Below are 19119 nucleotides of genomic sequence, written 5' to 3'. Positions count from 1 at the left end.
GGTGGCGCGGTGGCTACGGCGCCGCGCGCGCGCCGCGGCCCACCATCACCGTGGCGACCGCGCCGAGCAGCATCAGCGCGCCGGCGAGCACGAGCACCGCGCGCGCGTCGCCGCCGAGCAGATTGTGGTAGAACAGCGGGATCGACAGGCTCTCGATCATCATGGGGATGACGATGAACATGTTGAAGATGCCCATGTACACGCCGTTGCGCTCGGGCGGGATCATGTCGGTGAGCATGACGTAGGGATTGCCCATCATCCCGGCCCAGCCGATCCCGATCCCGATCATCGCGAGGTACAGCCACGCTTCCTGTCCGATCGCGGGGATCGCCAGCATCGCCGCGCCCGATGCGGCGAGGCAGCAGGCGTGGACCCGTTTGGCGCCGTGGCGCCGCGCGAGCGGCATCAGCGCGAGCGCGGCGACGAAGGCGACCGCGTTGTAGAAGGCGCCGAGCTGCCCCACCGTCAGTGCGGTGTCGCGGAACGCCTGGCTGGTCGCGTCGGCGGTGCCGTGGAGCGAGCGTGACAGCGCGAAGGCGATGAACTGCCAGTAAGCGAACATCGCGTACCATTGGCACAGCATCGCCAGCGCGAGCTGGCGCATCGGGCGGGGCATCCCCACCAGCGCGGTGCGCAGATCGGCGAGGGCGGATCGCAGCGTCAGCGGCTCGGCCCCGAGCCGCGCGCGCTCCTCGGGCGGCAGCGGCAGCTCGGGCACGCGCCACACCGACCAGAGGATCGTGGAGAGCGACAGCACCGCGCCGATCACGAAGGCGATGCGCGTGATGTCGGGGATGCCGTTGGCGTCGACCGCGTCCTTGTCGAGGCCGAACCACACCAGCAGGCTCGGCGCCAGATAGGAGAGCGTCTGCGCCAGCCCGGTGAAGGCCGATTGCGTGAGGAAGCCGGTCGGCCGCTGGTCGGGGGCGAGCCGGTCGCCGACATAGGCGCGATACGGCTCCATCGTCACGTTGTTGGCGGCGTCGAGCACCCACAACAGGCTCGCCGCGACCCACAAGGCGCGGCTGTAGGGCATCGCGAACAGGCACAGGCTGCACAGCACCGCGCCGACGAGGAAATAGGGTGTGCGACGGCCGAGCCGCGAGGTGGTGCGGTCGCTCATCGCGCCGATCAGCGGCTGGACGAGCAGGCCGGTGACCGGCCCTGCGAGCCACAGCAGCGGCAGTGTCGCCTCGTCGGCGCCCAGGTAGCCGTAGATCGGCGCCATGTTGGCCTGCTGCAGCCCGAAGGAGAATTGCAGGCCGAGGAAACCGAGGTTCATCTCGACGATCCGCGCCAGCGAGAGGCGGGGGCGCGAGCTACCCGATGTCGCGACTGTTGCGCGCCTCATCGCTCCCCCTCCAGCCATACCACGCCCCAGGGCGGCGCGGTGTCGCGGTCGGCGCCGTCCAATCGGTCGCGACCAGTGGAAGGAAGCGGTACCGGCACCGCGCCGAAGTTGAGGAACACGCGGTCGCTCCCGCACCGCACGCCGAGCAGCGCCGGAACGCCCGTCTCGATCAGCTCCGGCGCGCCCGCGCCGCGGCCCGCGATCCGTGCGGCGCGCAGCGCGCGCAGGTCGCCGCTGATCCGATCCGCCGCGGCGCCGTCGAGCGCGGCCCAGTCCATGTCGGGGCGGTGCAGCCAGCGACCTTCGTGCGCGCGCTCCGGGTCGTCGAGATAGCCACGGTCGTTGAGCAGCCCGAGCTCGTCGCCCATGTAGGTCGTCGCCAGCCCGCCGCTCGCGATCGCCAGCGCGTTGAGCAGCGCGATGCGGCGATACGCCGCCTCGCGTTCCACCTCATCGCGCGCGGATTCCAGTCCAGCGAGCGAGGCCATGGTGCCGTTGCTGCCGTGGAGCACCGCGCCGTCGCTCTGGAACGGTGCGCCGCGTCCCCAGCCGCCGTCCGCTCCCTCGAGGAAGTGGGCCGCCGCGGCGAGCCGGCGCTCGGGCGCGGGATCGATCGCGCGCAGGTCGCCCAGCACCGATCCCCAGCCGATATCGTCGTGGCAGCGCGCGTAGCTCAGCCAGTTGGCGCCGCGCGGGAGCCCGCCGCTCGCGGCGACGATCGCGGCCGGTAGCGCCGCCGATTGCTCCGCCAGACCGACCCAGCCCGCCACCATCAGCGAGTTGTTGTAGACGAGGTGGCACTCGGGCTCGAACCCTTCGCCCTCGTCCAGACCGAAATAGGGCGGCACGAAGGCCGTCGGCACGATCGCCTCCGCCTTGAGCAGGGTCGCGGGCGCGGCGATGTCGAGCGCGGCGCGCAGCGCTCGGACGATGTGATGCGTCTCGGGCAGGTTGCGGCAGTCGCTCCCCGGCTGCTTCCACAGGAAGGCGATGCTGTCCATCCGGAACGCCTCCACCCCCTTGTTGGCGAGCCGCAGCGCGACGTCGAGCATGGCGAGGAAGACGTGCGGGTTGCGCCAGTTCAGGTCCCATTGGAAGGGATAGAAGGTGGTCCAGACGTGACCGCCCATGGCGGCAACCGCGGTGAAATTGCCGGGGGCGGTGGCGGGGAAGACCTGCGGCAGAGCGGCCTCGCGCGCGCGCGCCTCGGCTTCGTCGAGCACGATATAGAAGTCGCGGTAGAAGGGGTCGCCTGCCTTCGCCGCCTTGGCCCAGAGATGGTCGTCGGCAGTGTGATTGAGCGCGAGGTCGACGCACAGGCTGATACGCGCCGCGCGCAGCCGCGCGGTGAGCGCCTCGACGTCGTCGATCGTGCCGAGGCGCGGTTCGACCGCGAGATAGTCAGAGACCGCGAAGCCGCCGTCGCTGTCGCCCTCGCGCGCCTTGAGCAGCGCCAGCAGGTGAAGATAGCGCACCCCGAGCGACTCGAGATGGTCGACCCGAGCGGCGAGTCCCGCGACCGTGCCGGCGTAGCGGTCGACGTAAGTGGAATAGCCCAGCATGTCGGGACGGACGAACCAGTCGGGATCAACGAGCCGCGCCGCGTCGAGCGCGCGCAACGCCTCGGGCCGCTCGGCATGGCGTTCGCGCAGCAGCGTCTCGGCCGCGGCCCACAGCGCTGCGGTATCACCCCGCGCGCCATAGAGACGGTCGAGCTGCCGCCGCAGTCGCGGCGCGATCGCGGCGAGCCGCTCCTCCATCGTCGTCCTTCCTGTCACATCGCGCACCATAGACGCGCGTCGCCCCGTCGCCACGCCCGCGCGCGTCAGAAATCGAAGCGCACCGAGGCGGCGATGGTGCGCCCGTTGATCGAGCGCGCGCGCACCAGCCCGTTGGCGGGGATGCTGGCGTCCTCCGCCTCGGTGATGCCCTTCACGTCGAAGATGTTGTTGGCGTTGAGGTTGAAGCTGACGTTCTCGGCCGCGCGCACCAGCAGGAAGCCGTTGACCTGGGTGTAGGCGGGCATCTTCAGGTCGTTGATCGGCTGGGTGTAGCTGGAGGTGGTGCCGATCACGTTGGCGCCGAAGCTCACCCGCCCGAGATCGAGCTGCGGCGTCGCCTGATAGACGAACGCGGCCTGGCGCTGCGGGCGGTTGCCGTCGAGCGTCGCGTCGGTGGCGTCGCGCTTGATTTTGGCGTCGGTATAGGTGCCCGCCGCGGTCAGCGAGAAGGGACCGGCGCGGAAGCGACCCTCCAGCTCGACGCCGGTCGCCTCGTAATCGCGGCTTGTGAACTGCTGCTGCGACAGCAGGTAGTTGGTCTCCTGCGTGCGCGCGTTGAAGACGGTGGCGTAGAGCGCCAGCGGCCCGGTCGAGAACTTCAGTCCGCCCTCGGCCTGTTTGACGAAGTCGTACGGCTTGGCGCCCGCGACGAGCCCGCCCGTGGTGGTGTCGATCAGCGGGCCGAACAGCAGCCGGTCGGCGTTGACGCGGCCGCCGCGGCTGTAGCGCGCGAACGCCGCTAACGTGTCGCTCAGCCGATAGTTGATGCCGGCCGAGTAGGAGAGATAGCTGTAGGTATAGTCGACCGGCGAGCGGTTGGCGGGGATGAACGCCACCGCCTGCTCGGCCGAGGAGAGGGAGCCGTCCCCGTCGATGTCCTGCGCGCGCGTCGTGGTCGCGCCGGGCAGGTCGCCCGCGATGCTGCCCTTGGCGCTGCCGAAATCGTAGCGCAGCGAACCGTCGACGTTGAGCCGGCCGAGCTCGAAGCCGAGCTGCGCGAACGGCGCGTTGGTGGTGTAGCGCATGTCGTAGCTGCGGCGGCAGCAGTTGCCGAAGAAGGACGCGGAGTAGAGCGTGCCGCCCGCGGTACGGGCCACGCCGGACGAGTCGCGTACGTCGACCAGCACCGAGCGGCCGTCGCCCTGCACGGTCTGGTAGAAGCTGGTCCACAGCCAGTCGGTGACGATGTCCTGGCGCGAGTTGTAGATGCCCGCCGCCAGCGTCAGCGCGCCGCCGCCGAGATCGACCTTGCCGTTGACGCGCAGGTCGTTGGTGATGTTGTCGAGGCTCTTCAGGTCGACGTCGAACAGCACCACGCTGGCGAGCAGGCCGTTGCCACCGAGCGTCGCCGGGCTGGCGATGCGCTGCCCGGAACGCGGGCCGCTGGCATAATAGAGCTGCGCGTTGGGACCGGCGAGCGCCTCGGCGGCGGTCTGCGCGTCACCCACCGCGGCGGGGAAGGGCGAGACGAAGTCGCCCGAGATGTCCGAGTAGCGGAACCGCTCGGTGATGTTCCAGCCGTCTGCGATCGCGAACTGGCCCTCGAACCCGACCGACCTGACGTCCGGGTGCATGCCGTCGCCGATGCTCCGGCGCACGGGATTGTTGTCGCCGTCGAGCGTCAGCACCGAGCCGATGTAGCGGCTGTGCAGCGTGTCCTGGTTGATCGAGAAGCCGGGCACGTTGCTATAGCTCGGGTCGCTATCGCTTCCGCTCACGCGCACCGGGTTGGGCAGATAGGCGATGCTGCGATCGTCGAGATACTTGCCGTAGAGACGGACGTAGCCGCCGTCGAACTCGCGCGTGATGTTGGCCTTGATCTGGCCGCCGCGCATCGCGTCATAGCCGACGTCGCGCGGCCCGTCGCCGAGGCGGTAGAAGCCGCTCAGCTCGTAGCGCGTGTTGGCGTCGATCCGGCCGCCGTAAGCGAAGTCGGCGCGATACTCGCGATAGTCGATGCCCGACGAGAGCTGGAACGACCCGCCCTCCTGCTCGCCCGTCTTGGAGATGAAGTTGATGATGCCGCCGGGCGAGTTGCTCGCGAAGGTGGAGGCGGAGCCGCCGCGCACCGACTCGATGCGCGCGAGCGACAGGTCGTTGCGGAGGAAAATGTCGGCGTTGCCGAAGATGATGTCGCCGAACTCGAGGACGGGCAGGCCGTCCTCCTGGAGCTGGAGGAACTTGGAGCCGCCCGAGGCGACCGGCAGGCCGCGCACCGCGATATTGGCGTTGCCCTCGCCGCCGGAGGCCTCGACGCGCACGCCGGGGAGGTTGCGCAGGATCTCGGCGGTGTTGCGCGGCGGGATCTTGCTGGTGAGGTCGGCGTCGAGCGAGCTGACCGACACCGAGGTGTCGAGCCGGTTGCGCCCCTGAGCGACGCCGGTGACGACGATGTCCTCGGCGAGGGCGGGGGCGTCCATGGTCTGGTCGGCGGTCGCCTCGGTGGCGGGAGCGGCGGTCTGCGCCTGGGCGGCGGCGGCGAGCAACAGCGCCGGCACCCCGGCGAGCAGGCGATAACGCGCGATCATGATATCCTCCCCAGCGGGTGATCGGTCGTCTGCGCGACCGGCTAACAGGCTGATGCACCCTTACGCAATCGATTGCAATAGCTATTCTGCAAACGATTGCGTCGGCTCTCCTGGCGCATTTCTCGTAGGCCGCTGTGATGCTGAAACCGGAAGCGCCGTGGGCGACGGCGCCTCGCTCAGGTCGAGGCGCGCACCACCAGCTCGGGCGCGATCACCGCGTGCTCCGCCGGCTCTCCCGCGACTCGCGCGAGCAGCCGTTCCACCATCAGCGCCGCGCCGCGCGCGAGATCCTGGCGGATCGTCGTGAGCGGCGGCGAGGTGTGCGCGGCGAGGGTGACGTCGTCGTAGCCGATCACCGCCACCTCGCGCGGCACGTCGAGCCCGGCCTCGCTCACCGCGCGGAGCACGCTCATCGCGGCGACGTCGGAGGCGGCGAAGATCGCGTCGGGCAAGGTGCCGACCGCGAGCCGGGTCCGCATCGCGGCGTGGACTCGATCGGGGTCCATCGCGGTGGCGAGGACCTCGGCGCGCACCCCGGCCGCGCGCGCGGCCGCGGCGAAGCCGGCGAAGCGGTCGGCGAACTCGGGCGGGGCGGGGTCGCCGACGAAGAGCAACCGGCGGCGCCCGCGCTCGAGCAGGTGCTCCGCCGCCAGCCGCCCGCCCGCGACATTGTCCGAGCCGATCGCGAGGTGGCGCTGCCCGTCGCGGTGGACTCCCCAGGCGACGAGCGGTGCGTAGCGCGCCGCGACGCGCTCGATCGTCTCATACTGGTCGGACTGGCCGACGAGCAGCAGACCGTCGACCCGCCCGGCATCGACCAGCCGATCCAGCCAGTCGCCGTTCTCCGGCAACACGCGCGAGAGCAGCACGTCATAGCCGCGGTCGACCAGCAGGTCGGCGATATAGCCCAGCAGCGAGAGGAAGAAGGGATCAGTCAGGTGCTGCGTGCGCGCGTGCCCCAGCGGCATCGCCAGCCCGATCGCGCCGGTGCTGCGCAGCCGCAGGTTGCGCGCGAGCTGGTTGGGGCGGACGTCGTGCTCGCGCGCCAGCGCCTGGATACGCGCCTGGGTCGCCTTGCTCACCGACGGGTGGCCCGACAGCGCGCGCGATACGGTCGCGGTCGAGACGCCCGCCAGTGCCGCCAGGTCCGCTAGCTTCGTCGGCTTCGACAACAAACGCAAAACCCCCCTGGAATCACTCGGACATTTAGCCGCGAGCGACGCCTTGCCGCAACCGCCTCAGGGTCGTAGGCGGCGGCGCTCTGTCGCGCGCGGCGGCGAGGCGATCGAGCGGACGCACCCACCGGCGACGTCTCGTCCGAGGTGCTGCTCGCCATGCCGACGTGCGCCAAGCCGAGCATCAGCTGATCGCGCCGACCGCCGAGATCGGCGCGGCGCGCGCGGCCCTCTTCCCGCATCCCGCGGAGGGCGGCGATCGCGACGATCTCGTCCGCGCTCTCGGGCCCGCCCTCGACGGGCGCCGCCTGACCGTGACCGGCTCGCCATCGGCCCGGCCGCCGCTGGTCGACGGCGGGCGCGAGCGGGCACCTCGCCGATCCCAAGGTTCCACATCGGGCCGCGATGGCGGCCGATGAGCGCGCGATCCGGACCTCGTTCCTCCAGGTGGCGGACGCGCTGGCGGAGCGGCACGATCCGCCAGCGGATCCCCGCACGCACGGCGCAGGCGGACGCCGCCCGGCCGCGGCCCGGCCGACCGAGTTGTGCTCCCGCGCCGACCTCGCCTCGTGCCCCATTGCGCCAGGAGTGCTGCGTACCGCTTATTCGGTCGAGCAGCAGCTCGCGGGCACGAGGCTGAGCCGGGCCAGCAATCTGGTGGAGCTGTACCGCTCTCAGCGATGGAGCGGCGCTGACGCGCAAACGGTTGCTTGCCAAGAAGCGGATTCGGCGTACTCTCCTCTCAAATTAGGTGAGGAGAGGGCGATGCTGTCGAACGAGCGCGCTGGTGACGAGAGCATCGTCATCCTTCAATCGCTGCTGTGCCTGATGCGCGAGAAGAACCTGCTGTCGCGCGCGGACATCGAGACCCTGTGCGAGCGCGTCGCCGCCCGCGCCGCGCAGGCCGAGCGCGACCCGATGCCGTGCTGCTCCGAGGCGACGACCGCGGCGGCGCACGAGATGGCGCGGATCGGCAGCTACATCGGCCAGCACTACGGCGGCAAACACCGCCGGCTCTGAGCGGGGCAGTTGGTCAACGCTGGGACCGTCACGCCGGCCGAGCCGAAGGATGGGGTCAAGATCCTCTCCGCACGGCGGGGGAGGAGGCCGCCCGCGGAGCGAGTGGTGGCGGGGGCTTTCCGCGCAGCACACCAGCTGCGGCAGCCCCCCTCTACCACGCACTGCGGGCGCGGTCCCCTTGCCCGTGCCGGGGAGGATCGCTGTGGCGCACCGCCAGCTCGCCTGAACTGCCCACGACGACCCTTGTCACCGTCTCGTTAACCAGCGACACTTCCCGCCGTGGCCAGCGTCGACATCCAGGGGCTAGCGAAGCGCTTCGGTGCCAGCGAGGTGCTCCGACCCACCGATCTCCAGATCGCCGACGGCGAGTTCGTGGTGATCGTCGGCCCGTCGGGCTGCGGCAAGTCGACGCTGCTCCGCCTCATCGCCGGTCTGGAGGAGCCGAGCGCGGGCCGCGTGCTGATCGGCGGCCGCGACGTGACCGACGCCGCGCCGGCGGATCGCGAACTGGCGATGGTGTTCCAGTCCTACGCGCTCTACCCGCACCTCACCGTCTACGAGAACATCGCCTTCCCGCTGAAGGTCGCGCGGCTCGCCAAGGCCGAGGTGCGCCGCCGCGTCGAGGAGGTGGCCGAGGCGCTCGACCTGGTATCGCTGCTGGCGCGCCGACCCAAGGCGCTGTCGGGCGGGCAGCGGCAGCGAGTCTCGATCGCGCGCGCGATCGTGCGCCGACCCAAGGTGCTGCTGCTCGACGAGCCGCTGTCCAACCTCGACACGGCCCTGCGGGTGCGGATGCGTCACGAGTTCGCCCGGCTGCACCAGCAGCTCGGCAGCACGATGATCTACGTCACGCATGACCAGCTCGAGGCGATGACGCTCGCCAATCGCATCGTCGTGATGAGCGCGGGCCGGGTCGAGCAGGTCGCGCCGCCGCTCGAGCTCTACGCCGAGCCTGCGACGCTCGAGGTGGCCGCCGCCATCGGTTCGCCGGGGATGAACCTGCTCCCGGCGACGATCGCGGCGGCGGACGACGACGGCGCGACGGTGCGGCTGGCGGACGGTTCCGAACTGCGCGTCGCGGTGACGGTGCCGCGCGCCGCAGTCGGCACCGCCGCCACGCTCGGCGTGCGCCCCGAGAACCTCCATCCCGCCGACGATGGCGCCTTCACGGGCGCGGTCGAGCTGTTCGAGCGGCTCGGGCCGCTCTCCTTCGCGCATCTCGGCACGCTGGGCGATCATCCTCCGGTGGTGGCGCAGCTGCCCGGCGACCGCGCGGTGACGCTGGGCGAGCGGCTGCGCTTCGCGGTCGCACCGGAGCAGGCGCATCTGTTCGACGGCGACGGCCGCGCCTACCCGCGCCTCGCCTCAGCCCTTGACGCTGCCGCCGAGTAGTCCGCTGATATAGTAGCGCTGCAGCGGCACGAAGAGGATCAGCACCGGCAGCGTCGTCACCACCGCCGCCGCCATCATCAGCTCGCCGTCGGCGGCATGTTCGCGCGAGATCGCCGCCACCGCGACCGGCAGCGTGTAGAGTTGCTGGTCCGCCAGCACGATCAGCGGCCAGAGGAAGTCGTTCCAGCTGCCCAGGAACATGAACAGCGCCAGCGTCACCGTGATTGGGGCGAGCAGCGGCAGCACGATCTGCGCGAAGATGCGCCGCTCGCTGGCGCCGTCGAGCCGCGCCGCGTCGAGCATCTCGTCGGGGATCGACAGCGCCGCCTGGCGCACGAACAGGATCGCGAAGATGCCCGCGAGCGAGGGCAGGATCACCCCGGCATAGCTGTTCACGAGTCCCAGCTCCTTGAAGATCAGGAAGAGCGGCAGCATCGCCACCTGCCCGGGCACGACCAGCGCCGCGACGAGCAGCCGGAGCAGCCGCTCGCGCCCGCGGAAGCGCAGCTTGGCGAAGGCGTAGCCCGCCGGCACCGTCAGCAGCAGCCCCAGCAGCGTCGACAGCGCCGCCACCGCGAGGCTGTTCCACAGCGCCGGCACGATGCGATAGTCGAACCAGGCGCCGTCGATCAGCCGACGCGCGAGCAGCTCGTGGTAATTCTCCCACGACCAATGCGACGGCCACAGCCGCGGCGGGAAGCGGCTCGACTCCCCGCGCGGCATGAACGAGACGAGCACCATCCACACCAGCGGCGCGGCGGTGAGCAGCGTCGCTGCCGCGACCGCGGCGTTGGTGGCGATCGCGCGCCAGCGGCGGCGGGTCACAGCCACTCGTAGCGTCGCCCGATCCGCGCCTGCACGAAGGTGAGCGCCAAGATCAACAGGAAGAGGATGAACGCCACCGCCGACGCCTGGCCGAGATTCCACCATTTGAACCCCTCGTCGAACATGAAGTACAGCACCGTCGTGGTGCTCTGCGCCGGTCCGCCCAGGGTCATGACGTAAGGCTCGGCGAAGATCTGGAGGAAGCCCGCGACGCTCATCACCGCCGCGAGCAGCAGCGTGGGCCCGATCGCGGGCAGGGTGACGTGGCGGAAGCGAGTCCAGCGCGAGGCGCCGTCGAGCCGGGCCGCCTCCATCAGGTCGTGCGGCACCGCTGACAATGCCGCGGTGAAGACGACCATGTTGTAGCCGAAGATCTTCCACGTGACGAACAGCAGGATGGCGGGAATCGAGGCGTGCGGGTCGCCGAGCCAGTCGACCGGCGGCACGCCGACCCAGCCGAGCGCGCGGTTGAGCAGCCCGAAGCGCGTGTTGAGCAGGAAACGCCATACCACCGCGGTCGCCACCACGCTGGTCACATAGGGCGCGAACAGCAGCACGCGCCACAGCGGCTTCCACCGCACGCTGGCGTCGTGGAGCAGCAGCGCCGCCGCCAGCGAGGTGCCGATCGCCATCGGCACGCCGAGCAGCGCGAACAGCGCAGTGTTGCCGAGCGCGCGCCAGAACAGCGGCGTGGTCAGCAGGTCGGCGAAGTTGCCGAGCCCGACGAAGCGCAGCGCGTCCCAGTCGGCGAGCGCGTAGATCGAGTAGTCGGTGACGCTCAGTGCCAGCGCGAGCACGGTCGGCAGCGCGAAGACGAACAGGATGATGGCGAGCACCGGCAGCACGAAGCCCCAGGCGGTGCGCTCCTGCCGGGTCATGTCAGCCGCCCCGCCTCGACCAACGCGCGGCGCTTGGCGAGCAGCCGGTCGACTCGGTCGTCCATCGCGACGAGCGCGGCGTCGATGCCGATCTGGCCGCGCACCACGCGCTCGGCGATCAGCTGCACCTCGATGCGGATCCGTTCCCACTCGACGATCATCGGCTCGCGCGTGGGATCGCGCATCTGCTCTGCGAAGGCGCGTAGCGCGGGCTGGCGCAGCTGCGGCGTGTCCCAGGCGGCGGCGCGTGCGGGCAGGGTGCCGATCAGCCGCTGGTAGGTCAACTCGCTGGCGGGCGAGGTGAGGTGGCGCACCAACGCCCAGGCGGCAGCGGGCCGGCGCGAGCGCGCCGACACGCACAGGCTCGCCGCGATCCCCGACACGGGCCCCGGCCCCGCGGGTCCCGGCATGCGCGCGGTGCTCCACGACGCGGCCGGGATCTCGGCGGCGCGGCGGTGCAGGTCGAGCGTCAGCGTCGGACCATAGGGATAGACCGCGAAATAGCCCTGCGCGAACGCGGCGACGGGATCCTGCACCTCGGTCGACAGTGCCGGCGGCGCGAGCCGCTCGCGGAACAGCGACACGTAGAAAGCGAGCGCGTCCCGGAAGCGCGGGTCGCGGAAGTTGCCGCGCGTGTCGCGCTCGCGCAGCGGGCGCGCGCCGGTCTGGCCGGCGAAGGTGAAGAGCGTGTCCCACCAGTTGAGCAGCATCAGGAAGGCGTAATCGTCGGGCGCGCGCGCCTTGAGCCGCTGCCCCATGCGGCGCCACGATTCCCAGTCCTCGGGCGGCGCGGCATAGCCGGCGCGCTCGAGCAGGTCGCGGCGGTAATATTGTACCTGCGGCGCGATTGACCAGGGGACCGCATAGGGCCGCCCGTTCGCGCCAGTGGCGGCGCTGACGCCGGGGAACAGTCCGGTGAGCAACGCCGGGTCGGTCACCGGCGCGAGCGCGCCGACCATGGCGAACTCGCCGACCCAGCCGTCGGGCAGCATCAGCACGTCGGGAAGCGAGTCGCCGGCCTGCGCGGTGAGCAGTTTCTCGTGCGCCGCGGTCCAGGGCAGGGTCTGCACCTCGACCTGAAGGCCGGTCGCGCGCGTGAACGCGGGCATGAGCATCGGCGAGTAGTCGCCCTCGTAGCTCATCGCCCAGAGGCTGATCGCGTCGGGCGTACGCCGAGCGGCGCAGCCGCCGGCCGCGGCCGTCGAGAGCGCCGCGACCACCGAGCGCCGGGACCAAGCCGCGGCACCCGCGAGCTTCCCCCCGTATGTCACGCGACATCAACGTCTTGCCCGAAAATAGGTTGCGCTAGGTTGTTAACAATTCGAAACTTTTGCGGCCGGCAGGCGTTGCAGCGGGAAAGAAGAAGCCGGTAGGCAGGGACCGGCGCGATCCGAAGGGGGTTCAGGATGCCGTCTCATCTCTCGCCGCGAGCCATGTTGCTCGCGGGCGCACTCGCCTGCGTCGCTGCCGCGCCGGCCTGGGGGCAGGCCGCGACCCCCGCGGACGCCGCGCCCGACACCTCCGGGGCGGGGTCGAGCGACGACATCGTCGTCACCGGGTCGCGCATCGCGCGCCCCGATTTCGAGGCGCCCGATCCGATCGTCTCGTTCGATAGCCAGCGTATCCAGCAGTCGGGCAACACCAACGTCACCACCTTCCTCCAGCGCGTGCCGGCGCTGACCACCTCGCTCGACAATGCCGACAGCGCGGGCCCGAACCGGCCCGACAACCAGCTCTACGGCGCGGCGGGGCTCAACCTGCTCAGCCTGCGCGGGCTCGGCTCGGCGCGGACGCTCGTGCTGGTCAACGGACGTCGCCACGTCTCGGGGCAGATCGACACCGCCGCGGTCGATATCAACTCGCTGCCGACCGACCTGATCGAGCGGGTCGACGTGCTCACCGGCGGCGCCTCGGCGGTGTACGGCGCCGACGGCGTCTCGGGCGTGGTCAACTTCATCCTCAAGCGCGACTTCGACGGGGTCGCCGGTCGCACCCAGTTCGGCATCTCGGAGCAGGGCGATGCCGGCAACCGCTTCGCCTCACTGATGGCGGGCAAGAATTTCGCGGACGGGCGCGGCAACGTCACCGCCTATTACGAGTATAACGCCGACGATCCGCTCCAGAACGACGATCGCTCGTTCCTGCGGCGCCAGAACCGGCTCTACACGGTGTCGAATCCCGCTTATGGCGGGCCGGGCTCGGGAACCTACCAGCAGGTGCTGGCCGGCGATCTGCGTTATCCCGGCGGCTCGCCCGCGGGCGTGATCGACATCGGCGGCACGCTCTACAACGGCGACGGCTCGCGCTATGACCCGGGCACTGACGCGGGCGGCGGGTTCGCCAGCGGCGGCAGCGCCACCTCGGTCGCGGGCTATGTCGGCGACCTGCTGCCCAAGACCGAGCGCCACGCGGTCAACCTGCTGACCCACTACGATTTCTCGGACGCGTTCCAGCTCAGCCTGGAGGGCAAGTTCGTTCAGTCGACCGCCACCACCTTCGGCGGCTTCACCGGCAACTACACCGGCGACTTCACGCTCGATAACCCCTACCTGCCGACCAACCTGCGAGACGCCGCGCTGGCCAACGCGCAGCGCGTGATCTCGTCCAACCGCAACAACACCGATTACCCGCGGCTGGGCGAGAGCGATCGCCGCCGCACCTGGCGCGGCGTGATCGCGGCGACCGGCGCGGTGAGCGACCACGCGCGCTACGACGTGTCCTATACGTACGGCCAGACCGACGTCCGGATCACCAAGCTCAACGATCGCTGGGAGGACCGCTACTACGCCGCGCTCGACCTGGTGACCGATCCCTCCACCGGCCGCCCCACCTGCCGCTCCAACCTCAACCCCGCCGCGGTGCAAGTGCCGACCGTCAGCTTCACGCCGGGGCCGAACAGCGGCTGCCTTCCGATCAACACCTTCGGAGTCAACGTCACCGATCCCGCGGCGCTCGCCTGGGCGACCAACAACAATGTCAGCAGCGCGCGCGTGACCCAGTCGGTCGCGAGCGCGGCGCTGACGGGTGACTTCGGCGCGCTGTTCGCGCTCCCGGGCGGACCGGTGAAGTTCGCGCTCGGCGGCGAGTATCGTCGCGAGACCAGCCGCTTCGATCCCAACAGCTTCCTCACCGGGGAGCAATGGTACCAATATGACGAGGGCAACAAGTTCGATCCGACCTTCGTGATCTCACCGTCGCGCGGCGCCTTCGACGTCTGGGAGGCGTTCGGTGAGGTGGACGTGCCGCTGCTGCGTGACAAGCCCTTCGTCGAGACGCTGTCGGTCGGCGCGGCCGGCCGCTATTCCGACTATTCCACCATCGGCAGCACCAAGGCCTACCAGTTCAATGGCGTCTGGGCGCCGGTGCGCGACATCAGCTTCCGCGGCAGCTACAGTCAGGCGGTGCGCGCTCCCAACATCGGGGAGCTCTTCGCGCCCGTGGGGCCGACCAACAACTTCTTCTCCGACCCCTGCTATGTCGAGAACCGCAACGCCGGCACCTCGACCCGCGCCGCGAATTGCGTGACGCTGGTGAGCGGGCTGGGTGCGAACCCGGCGACGTTCACCGCGGCGAACAACCCCGACGCGGCGTCGCTGATCAACGGCTCGCGCAGCGGCAACCCGGGGCTGAAGGAAGAGACCGCACGTACCTGGACCGCGGGCACGGTGCTGCGCCCGCGCTTCCTGCCCGGCCTGATGATCTCGGCCGACTGGTACGACATCCGTCTGGACGACGCGATCAGCATCGCCGACGCCAACACCATCGCCAACCTGTGCGTCGACCAGCCGACACTCGACAACGTCTATTGCGCCGCGATCCGGCGTCGCCAGGGTACGGGCTACATCAACGGCTACACGGTGCAGCCGCAGAACGTGGCACGCTTCGCCACCGCCGGGCTCGACCTCAACATCAGCTACGTGCTGCGTACCGCCTCGGCGGGGACGTTCGATATCCGCTTTGTCGGCGGCTATCTGAACAAGCTCGAGCAGATCGCGACGCCGGGCGCGCAGGTCGAGGATCAGGTCGATCAGTTCAACCGCCCCAAGTACAATTTCGTCTTCTCGCCGACGTGGTCGCTGGGCGTCCTGACGCTGAGCTACAACCTGCGCTGGTTCGACGCGACGCGCCGCTTTGCCAAGCTGACCACCGACAACAACCCCGATTACGCGCCCGCCGCGCTGCTGCGCTACAAGGAGCTGTGGCAGCACGACGTGCAGGTGCAGGTGGCGCCGGACCAGGGCGTCGGCTTCTACGTCGGCGTCAACAATCTGGCGAACCAGCGGCCGTCGGTCGACTCGGTCGATCAGCCGATCTCGTCGCTCGGCCGCTACTTCTATGCCGGCGCGAAGGTCCGATTCGGAGCGTAGGGATCGTGCCCCGGCGAAAGCCAGGGCCCAGTCGGAGGCCGGTCGCGATGCCCACCAGCCCCGCCCACCTGGGCCCCCGGTCTTCGCCGGGCACAATGATCACAGATGCCGCTTGCCCAGCTTCCGCGCCAGGGTTCTCCGATGCATGCCGAGCCGCCGCGCCGCCTCGGAGACGTTGAAGCCGCAGTCCGCGAGCGTCTGGTGAATATGCTCCCACTCCAGCGTGCGCAGCGAGGTGGGATGCGCGACCAGCTCGACCGAGGCGTCACCCTCGCCCGAGGCCTGGAAGGCGGCCTCGATATCGTCGGAGTTGGCCGGTTTGGACAGGTAGTTGGTCGCGCCCAGCTTGACCGCCTCGACCGCGGTGGCGATGCTGGCGAAGCCGGTGAGCACCACGATCCGCATCGCGGGATCGATCGCGTGGAGCCGCTCGACGCAGGTCAGCCCCGAGGCGCTGCCGAGCCGCAGGTCGACGACGGCATGGTCGGGCCTCAGCTCGGCCGCGGCGGCGTCGAGCTCCTCCGGGTCGGTGATCGCGCGCACCTGATAGCCGCGCCGCTCGAACGAGCGCGCCAGCGTACGCGCGAACACCGCGTCGTCCTCGATGATCAGCAGCCGGCGCGCGCTCATGCGGTCTCCTCCGGGATCGAGATCGCGGCAAGCGGCAGCGTCAGCGTCACCTCGCTGCCGCCGCGCTCACGGATGCGCGCCGATACGGTGCCGCCGAGCGTCCGCAGCACGTTGACCGCGAGGAACAGCCCCAGCCCGGCGCCGCGCCGCGCCTTGGTGCTGAGGTAAGGCTTGCCGAGCCCGTCGAGGATAGACTGCGGGAATCCCGCGCCGTCGTCGCGCACCGCCAGCACCAGTCGGTCGCCGTCCCACCAGGCGCACAAGGTGATCGTCTTGGCGCCGGCCTCGACGGCATTGTCGAGCAGGTTGGTGATCGTCTGCGCCAGCGCCTTGTCGGCGACGATGCGCGGGTCGCTCGTCATCAGATGCTCGTAGGAGGCGGTCGGCCCCTTGCTCTCGTTCCACGAGTCGACGATCCCCGACAGGAAGGTGCGCAACGTCGTGCGCACCGGCGCATGGCCGCGCACCTCGCCCGAGGCGAGCAGCACCTGGCTGAGGATGTCCTTGCAGCGCGTCACCTCGGCGCGCATGTCGTCGAGATCGGCGAGCAGAGCGGGCGAGCGCGCGATCGCCGGCTCGCGCCGCCAGTCGCCGAGCATCACCGCGATCGAGCTGAGCGGCGTCCCCAGCTCGTGCGCCGCGCCGCTGGCGAGCAGCCCCATGCGGACGATATGTTCCTCTTCGGCGGCGCGCTGGCGCAAGGCGGCGAGCCGCGCGTCATGTTCGGAGACGTTGCGCACGATGCGCGTGACGAACAGCGCCAGCAGCGTCGCGGTGAGGGTGAAGTTGAACCAGCTCGCCGCGACATAGGGGATCGAGAGCTCGGACGCCCAGAAATGCGGCAGCGGGAAGGGCGGGGCGGCCCAAGCGAGCCAGGCGAACAACGCGCTGGTGATCACCACCATCGCCCAGCTCGTCCAGCCGCGCAGCAGCAGCGCCGCGATCACCACCTGGAGCAGGAAGAGCGTGACGAACGGGTTGCTCACCCCGCCGCTGAGATAGAGCTGAGTGGTGAGGCAGGCGACGTCGACCAGCAAGGTCGCGAACAGGGCGGCGTTGGTGATCGGGCGCCGCTCCACCACTTGGTTCACCGCGACGTTGAGCGCCACCAGCACCGCCAGCGCGCCGAGCATCGGCACCAGCGGCAGCCGCACGCCGACGACGAAATGGACCAGCAGGATCGCGGCGAGCTGCCCGGCCACCGCGAGCCAGCGCAGCAGCGCGAGCAGGCGGACGTTGCGTCCGCCCGGCCCGCCGCGCGCGAGCGGTCCGAGCATGTTGGCAAGGTGCGGCATGGGATCCCGTCTAGCGCCTTTCGCGCGAGAGCTGAACGTCCTTGGACGAAGGCCCGCCGCGTCCCTGCGAATGGAGGGACTCAGGGTCACAGAGGACGGCGCTCGTGGCTCTCGGCTCCCGCGTTCGCAGAAGCACCAGATCGGCGCTCACGTCTCCCGCGGCGCCCGGGCGATGCGATAGGCAAGGTAGCCCATCATCGCCGCCAGCGTGAACCAGGTCAGCGCGTAGATCAGGTGCGTGTTGCGGAAGCGGACCACCGTCAGGCCGCCGCGCGGCCAGCCCGTCGTGCCGCTCGCCTCGGCGTCGATGAAATAGGGGGCGACCTCGCCCAGGTGCCGCGCACGGGCGATGGCGTTGGTATCGCGCGAGTACCAGCGGTCGGCGGCCGGATCGTTGTCACGCAGGAAGGCGCCCTCCGGCTCGGTCACGCGCAGCAGTCCGGTGACGCTCGTGTCGCCGGCGGGCGCCCTGATCGCGGCGCGGTCGCCGAGCGGAACGAAGCCGCGGTTGATCAGGATCGTGCCGCCTGGTGTGTCGAGCGGTGCGAGCACCCAATAGCCGCCGCCAAAGTCGGTCACCGCCTGGACGAACACCGGTGCGGCGGGCCGCCACCGGCCGGTGGCGCGGACCCGGAGATACGCGCTGTCATCGTCGATCGTGCGCCACGCCGCGCGTGGCGGCGCCGCGACCGGCGCTGCGGCGAGCCGGCGCTCGACCCGATCGATCAGCGCGAGCTTCCACGCGCGCCGCTCGACCTGCCACACGCCCAGCCCGGCAAGCAGCGCGGTGCCGAGCACCGCCAGCGCCAGGAAGACGTGCCGACGAGTCACATGCCCGCGCTCGACATCTCCGCCTGCATCTGCGGCATCATATTGATGTTCATGTGATACATGACCCAGAGCGACCCCGATATGACGATGAACACGATGATCGCGGTGAAGATCAGCGCCATCATCGTCCAGCCCGCCTCGGACTTGGTGTTCATGTGCAGGAAGTAGATCATGTGGACCACGATCTGCACCATCGCCAGTGCCATCACGATGCCCGCGGTGAGCCGCGGGTCGGTGATGACGCCACTCATCACCAGCGCGAAGGCGGGCGCGGTGAGCAGCACCGAGAGCAGGAAGCCGATCCAATAGCCCTTGCGCGAGCCATGCGCCGCCCCGCCGTGCGGGTCGTCGTGGCCGTGCCCGTGGCCATGCGCGTGATCGGCCGTATGGCCGTGATGCGTGTCGGCGCTCATCAGCGCAGCACTCCCAGCAGATAGACGAACGTGAAGACGCCGATCCAGATGACGTCGAGGAAGTGCCAGAACAAGGACAGGCACTGCAGCCGGCGCAGGTTGGCATCGACCAGCCCGCGGCGGGACACCTGCACCATCAGCGTCCCCAGCCAGATCAGGCCGAAGGTGACGTGCAGCCCGTGCGTCCCCACCAGGGTGAAGAAGGACGACAGGAAGGCCGAGCGCTGCGGTCCCGCGCCCTCGTGGATCAGGTTGCTGAACTCGTAGAGCTCGATCGCGAGGAAGGCGGCCCCGAACAAGGCCGTCACGGCGAGCCAGCCGAGCACCGCGCCCTGCTTGCGCTCGTCGGCGCTGATCATCGCGAACCCGTAGGTGATCGACGACAGCAGCAGCATCGTCGTGTTCACCGCTACCAGCGGCAGCTCGAACAGCTCGCGCGCGGTCGGCCCGCCCGCGTAGCTGCCGCCGTACACCCCGTAGGCGGCGAACAGCATCGCGAAGATGAGGCAGTCGCTCATCAGGTAGAGCCAGAAGCCCAGCATCGTGCTGTGCCCCGGCGGATGCTCGTGCTCGTCCAGGTCGTAGAAGACCGGGTTCTCCGCGCCGGGCGGAGTCTGCGTCATCGTGCTCATG

Annotated in this window: 16 protein-coding genes; 4 read left to right on the top strand and 12 right to left on the bottom strand. The window is 70.2% G+C overall.

Annotated elements, in window-relative coordinates; translation table 11 throughout:
- Nucleotides 1-13: 13 nt before the first annotated feature.
- The 4 genes from FHY05_RS01690 to FHY05_RS01675 all read right to left on the bottom strand — a co-directional run bounded on the left by FHY05_RS01690 (nt 14) and on the right by FHY05_RS01675 (nt 6832).
- Nucleotides 14-1282 (bottom strand): MFS transporter, encoded by a 1269-nt coding sequence (locus FHY05_RS01690; protein WP_260181083.1) that lies wholly within the window; start codon nt 1280-1282, stop codon nt 14-16.
- Nucleotides 1283-1347: 65 nt separating this feature from the next.
- The gene (locus tag FHY05_RS01685; RefSeq protein ID WP_183942662.1) at nt 1348-3129 is read right to left on the bottom strand and encodes an alpha-amylase family glycosyl hydrolase; all 1782 of its coding nucleotides are present in this window, start codon (nt 3127-3129) and stop codon (nt 1348-1350) included.
- A gap of 47 nt (nt 3130-3176) precedes the next feature.
- Entirely contained in the window at nt 3177-5660 is a 2484-nt protein-coding gene (locus FHY05_RS01680; RefSeq protein ID WP_183942661.1) for a TonB-dependent receptor domain-containing protein, read from the bottom strand.
- A 176-nt stretch (nt 5661-5836) separates the two neighbouring features.
- Nucleotides 5837-6832, bottom strand: a complete 996-nt coding sequence (locus tag FHY05_RS01675) for a LacI family DNA-binding transcriptional regulator (protein WP_260181082.1) — start codon at nt 6830-6832, stop codon at nt 5837-5839.
- Between the two features lie 170 nt (nt 6833-7002).
- On the opposite strand from FHY05_RS01675, the gene FHY05_RS01670 reads away from it, so the two are divergent.
- The 3 genes from FHY05_RS01670 to FHY05_RS01660 all read left to right on the top strand — a co-directional run bounded on the left by FHY05_RS01670 (nt 7003) and on the right by FHY05_RS01660 (nt 9247).
- The gene (locus tag FHY05_RS01670; RefSeq protein ID WP_183942659.1) at nt 7003-7254 is read left to right on the top strand and encodes a hypothetical protein; all 252 of its coding nucleotides are present in this window, start codon (nt 7003-7005) and stop codon (nt 7252-7254) included.
- Nucleotides 7241-7855 carry a hypothetical protein gene (locus FHY05_RS22365; RefSeq protein ID WP_260181081.1) on the top strand — a complete coding sequence of 205 codons (615 nt, stop codon included), beginning with the start codon at nt 7241-7243 and terminating at the stop codon, nt 7853-7855. Before FHY05_RS01670 ends, FHY05_RS22365 begins: the two co-directional genes overlap by 14 nt.
- Nucleotides 7856-8134: 279 nt before the next feature.
- A complete protein-coding gene (locus FHY05_RS01660; protein WP_183942658.1) occupies nt 8135-9247 on the top strand; it encodes an ABC transporter ATP-binding protein in 1113 nt (370 codons plus the stop codon).
- On the opposite strand, the gene FHY05_RS01655 is transcribed toward FHY05_RS01660, so the two are convergent.
- The 3 genes from FHY05_RS01655 to FHY05_RS01645 are packed head-to-tail and all read right to left on the bottom strand — an operon-like array spanning nt 9221 to nt 12221.
- Nucleotides 9221-10072, bottom strand: a complete 852-nt coding sequence (locus tag FHY05_RS01655; protein WP_311732339.1) for a carbohydrate ABC transporter permease — start codon at nt 10070-10072, stop codon at nt 9221-9223. The genes FHY05_RS01660 and FHY05_RS01655 overlap by 27 nt on opposite strands.
- Nucleotides 10069-10950, bottom strand: coding sequence for a carbohydrate ABC transporter permease (locus tag FHY05_RS01650; protein ID WP_183942657.1), 882 nt, complete (start codon nt 10948-10950; stop codon nt 10069-10071). The genes FHY05_RS01655 and FHY05_RS01650 overlap by 4 nt, the downstream gene beginning before the upstream one ends.
- Nucleotides 10947-12221 (bottom strand): extracellular solute-binding protein, encoded by a 1275-nt coding sequence (locus FHY05_RS01645; RefSeq protein ID WP_183942656.1) that lies wholly within the window; start codon nt 12219-12221, stop codon nt 10947-10949. The genes FHY05_RS01650 and FHY05_RS01645 overlap by 4 nt, the downstream gene beginning before the upstream one ends.
- A 162-nt stretch (nt 12222-12383) precedes the next feature.
- Here FHY05_RS01645 and FHY05_RS01640 point away from each other — a divergent pair, with 162 nt between their 5' ends.
- Nucleotides 12384-15317, top strand: coding sequence for a TonB-dependent siderophore receptor (locus FHY05_RS01640; RefSeq protein ID WP_183942655.1), 2934 nt, complete (start codon nt 12384-12386; stop codon nt 15315-15317).
- A 99-nt stretch (nt 15318-15416) separates the two neighbouring features.
- On the opposite strand, the gene FHY05_RS01635 is transcribed toward FHY05_RS01640, so the two are convergent.
- The 5 genes from FHY05_RS01635 to cyoC all read right to left on the bottom strand — a co-directional run bounded on the left by FHY05_RS01635 (nt 15417) and on the right by cyoC (nt 19118).
- The gene (locus FHY05_RS01635) at nt 15417-15947 is read right to left on the bottom strand and encodes a response regulator transcription factor (RefSeq protein WP_183942654.1); all 531 of its coding nucleotides are present in this window, start codon (nt 15945-15947) and stop codon (nt 15417-15419) included.
- Nucleotides 15944-17224, bottom strand: coding sequence for an ATP-binding protein (locus tag FHY05_RS01630; protein WP_183942653.1), 1281 nt, complete (start codon nt 17222-17224; stop codon nt 15944-15946). The genes FHY05_RS01635 and FHY05_RS01630 overlap by 4 nt, the downstream gene beginning before the upstream one ends.
- Before the next feature lie 165 nt (nt 17225-17389).
- Complete coding sequence (locus tag FHY05_RS01625; RefSeq protein ID WP_183942652.1) at nt 17390-18073, bottom strand: SURF1 family protein; 684 nt, start codon at nt 18071-18073, stop codon at nt 17390-17392.
- Entirely contained in the window at nt 18070-18486 is a 417-nt protein-coding gene (gene cyoD, locus FHY05_RS01620; RefSeq protein ID WP_183942651.1) for a cytochrome o ubiquinol oxidase subunit IV, read from the bottom strand. The genes FHY05_RS01625 and cyoD overlap by 4 nt, the downstream gene beginning before the upstream one ends.
- Nucleotides 18486-19118, bottom strand: coding sequence for a cytochrome o ubiquinol oxidase subunit III (gene cyoC / locus FHY05_RS01615; protein ID WP_183921149.1), 633 nt, complete (start codon nt 19116-19118; stop codon nt 18486-18488). Before cyoC ends, cyoD begins: the two co-directional genes overlap by 1 nt.
- Nucleotide 19119: the final 1 nt, after the last annotated feature.

This window comes from Sphingomonas sp. BK580 (assembly GCF_014194975.1).
Taxonomy (GTDB): domain Bacteria; phylum Pseudomonadota; class Alphaproteobacteria; order Sphingomonadales; family Sphingomonadaceae; genus Sphingomonas.
Note: the sequence above shows the minus strand (reverse complement) of the source record. Positions and strands in the feature narration are given on the sequence as shown.

Excerpts from the sequence above, each read along its gene's own strand:
- FHY05_RS01690 (WP_260181083.1), bottom strand. The coding sequence starts at position 1,282 with ATGAACCTCGGTTTCCTCGGCCTGCAATTCTCCTTCGGGCTGCAGCAG.
- FHY05_RS01680 (WP_183942661.1), bottom strand. The coding sequence starts at position 5,660 with ATGATCGCGCGTTATCGCCTGCTCGCCGGGGTGCCGGCGCTGTTGCTC.
- FHY05_RS22365 (WP_260181081.1), top strand. The coding sequence starts at position 7,241 with ATGGCGGCCGATGAGCGCGCGATCCGGACCTCGTTCCTCCAGGTGGCG.
- FHY05_RS01650 (WP_183942657.1), bottom strand. The coding sequence starts at position 10,950 with ATGACCCGGCAGGAGCGCACCGCCTGGGGCTTCGTGCTGCCGGTGCTC.
- FHY05_RS01640 (WP_183942655.1), top strand. The coding sequence starts at position 12,384 with ATGTTGCTCGCGGGCGCACTCGCCTGCGTCGCTGCCGCGCCGGCCTGG.
- FHY05_RS01635 (WP_183942654.1), bottom strand. The coding sequence starts at position 15,947 with ATGAGCGCGCGCCGGCTGCTGATCATCGAGGACGACGCGGTGTTCGCG.
- FHY05_RS01630 (WP_183942653.1), bottom strand. The coding sequence starts at position 17,224 with ATGCTCGGACCGCTCGCGCGCGGCGGGCCGGGCGGACGCAACGTCCGC.
- cyoD (WP_183942651.1), bottom strand. The coding sequence starts at position 18,486 with ATGAGCGCCGACACGCATCACGGCCATACGGCCGATCACGCGCATGGC.
- cyoC (WP_183921149.1), bottom strand. The coding sequence starts at position 19,118 with ATGAGCACGATGACGCAGACTCCGCCCGGCGCGGAGAACCCGGTCTTC.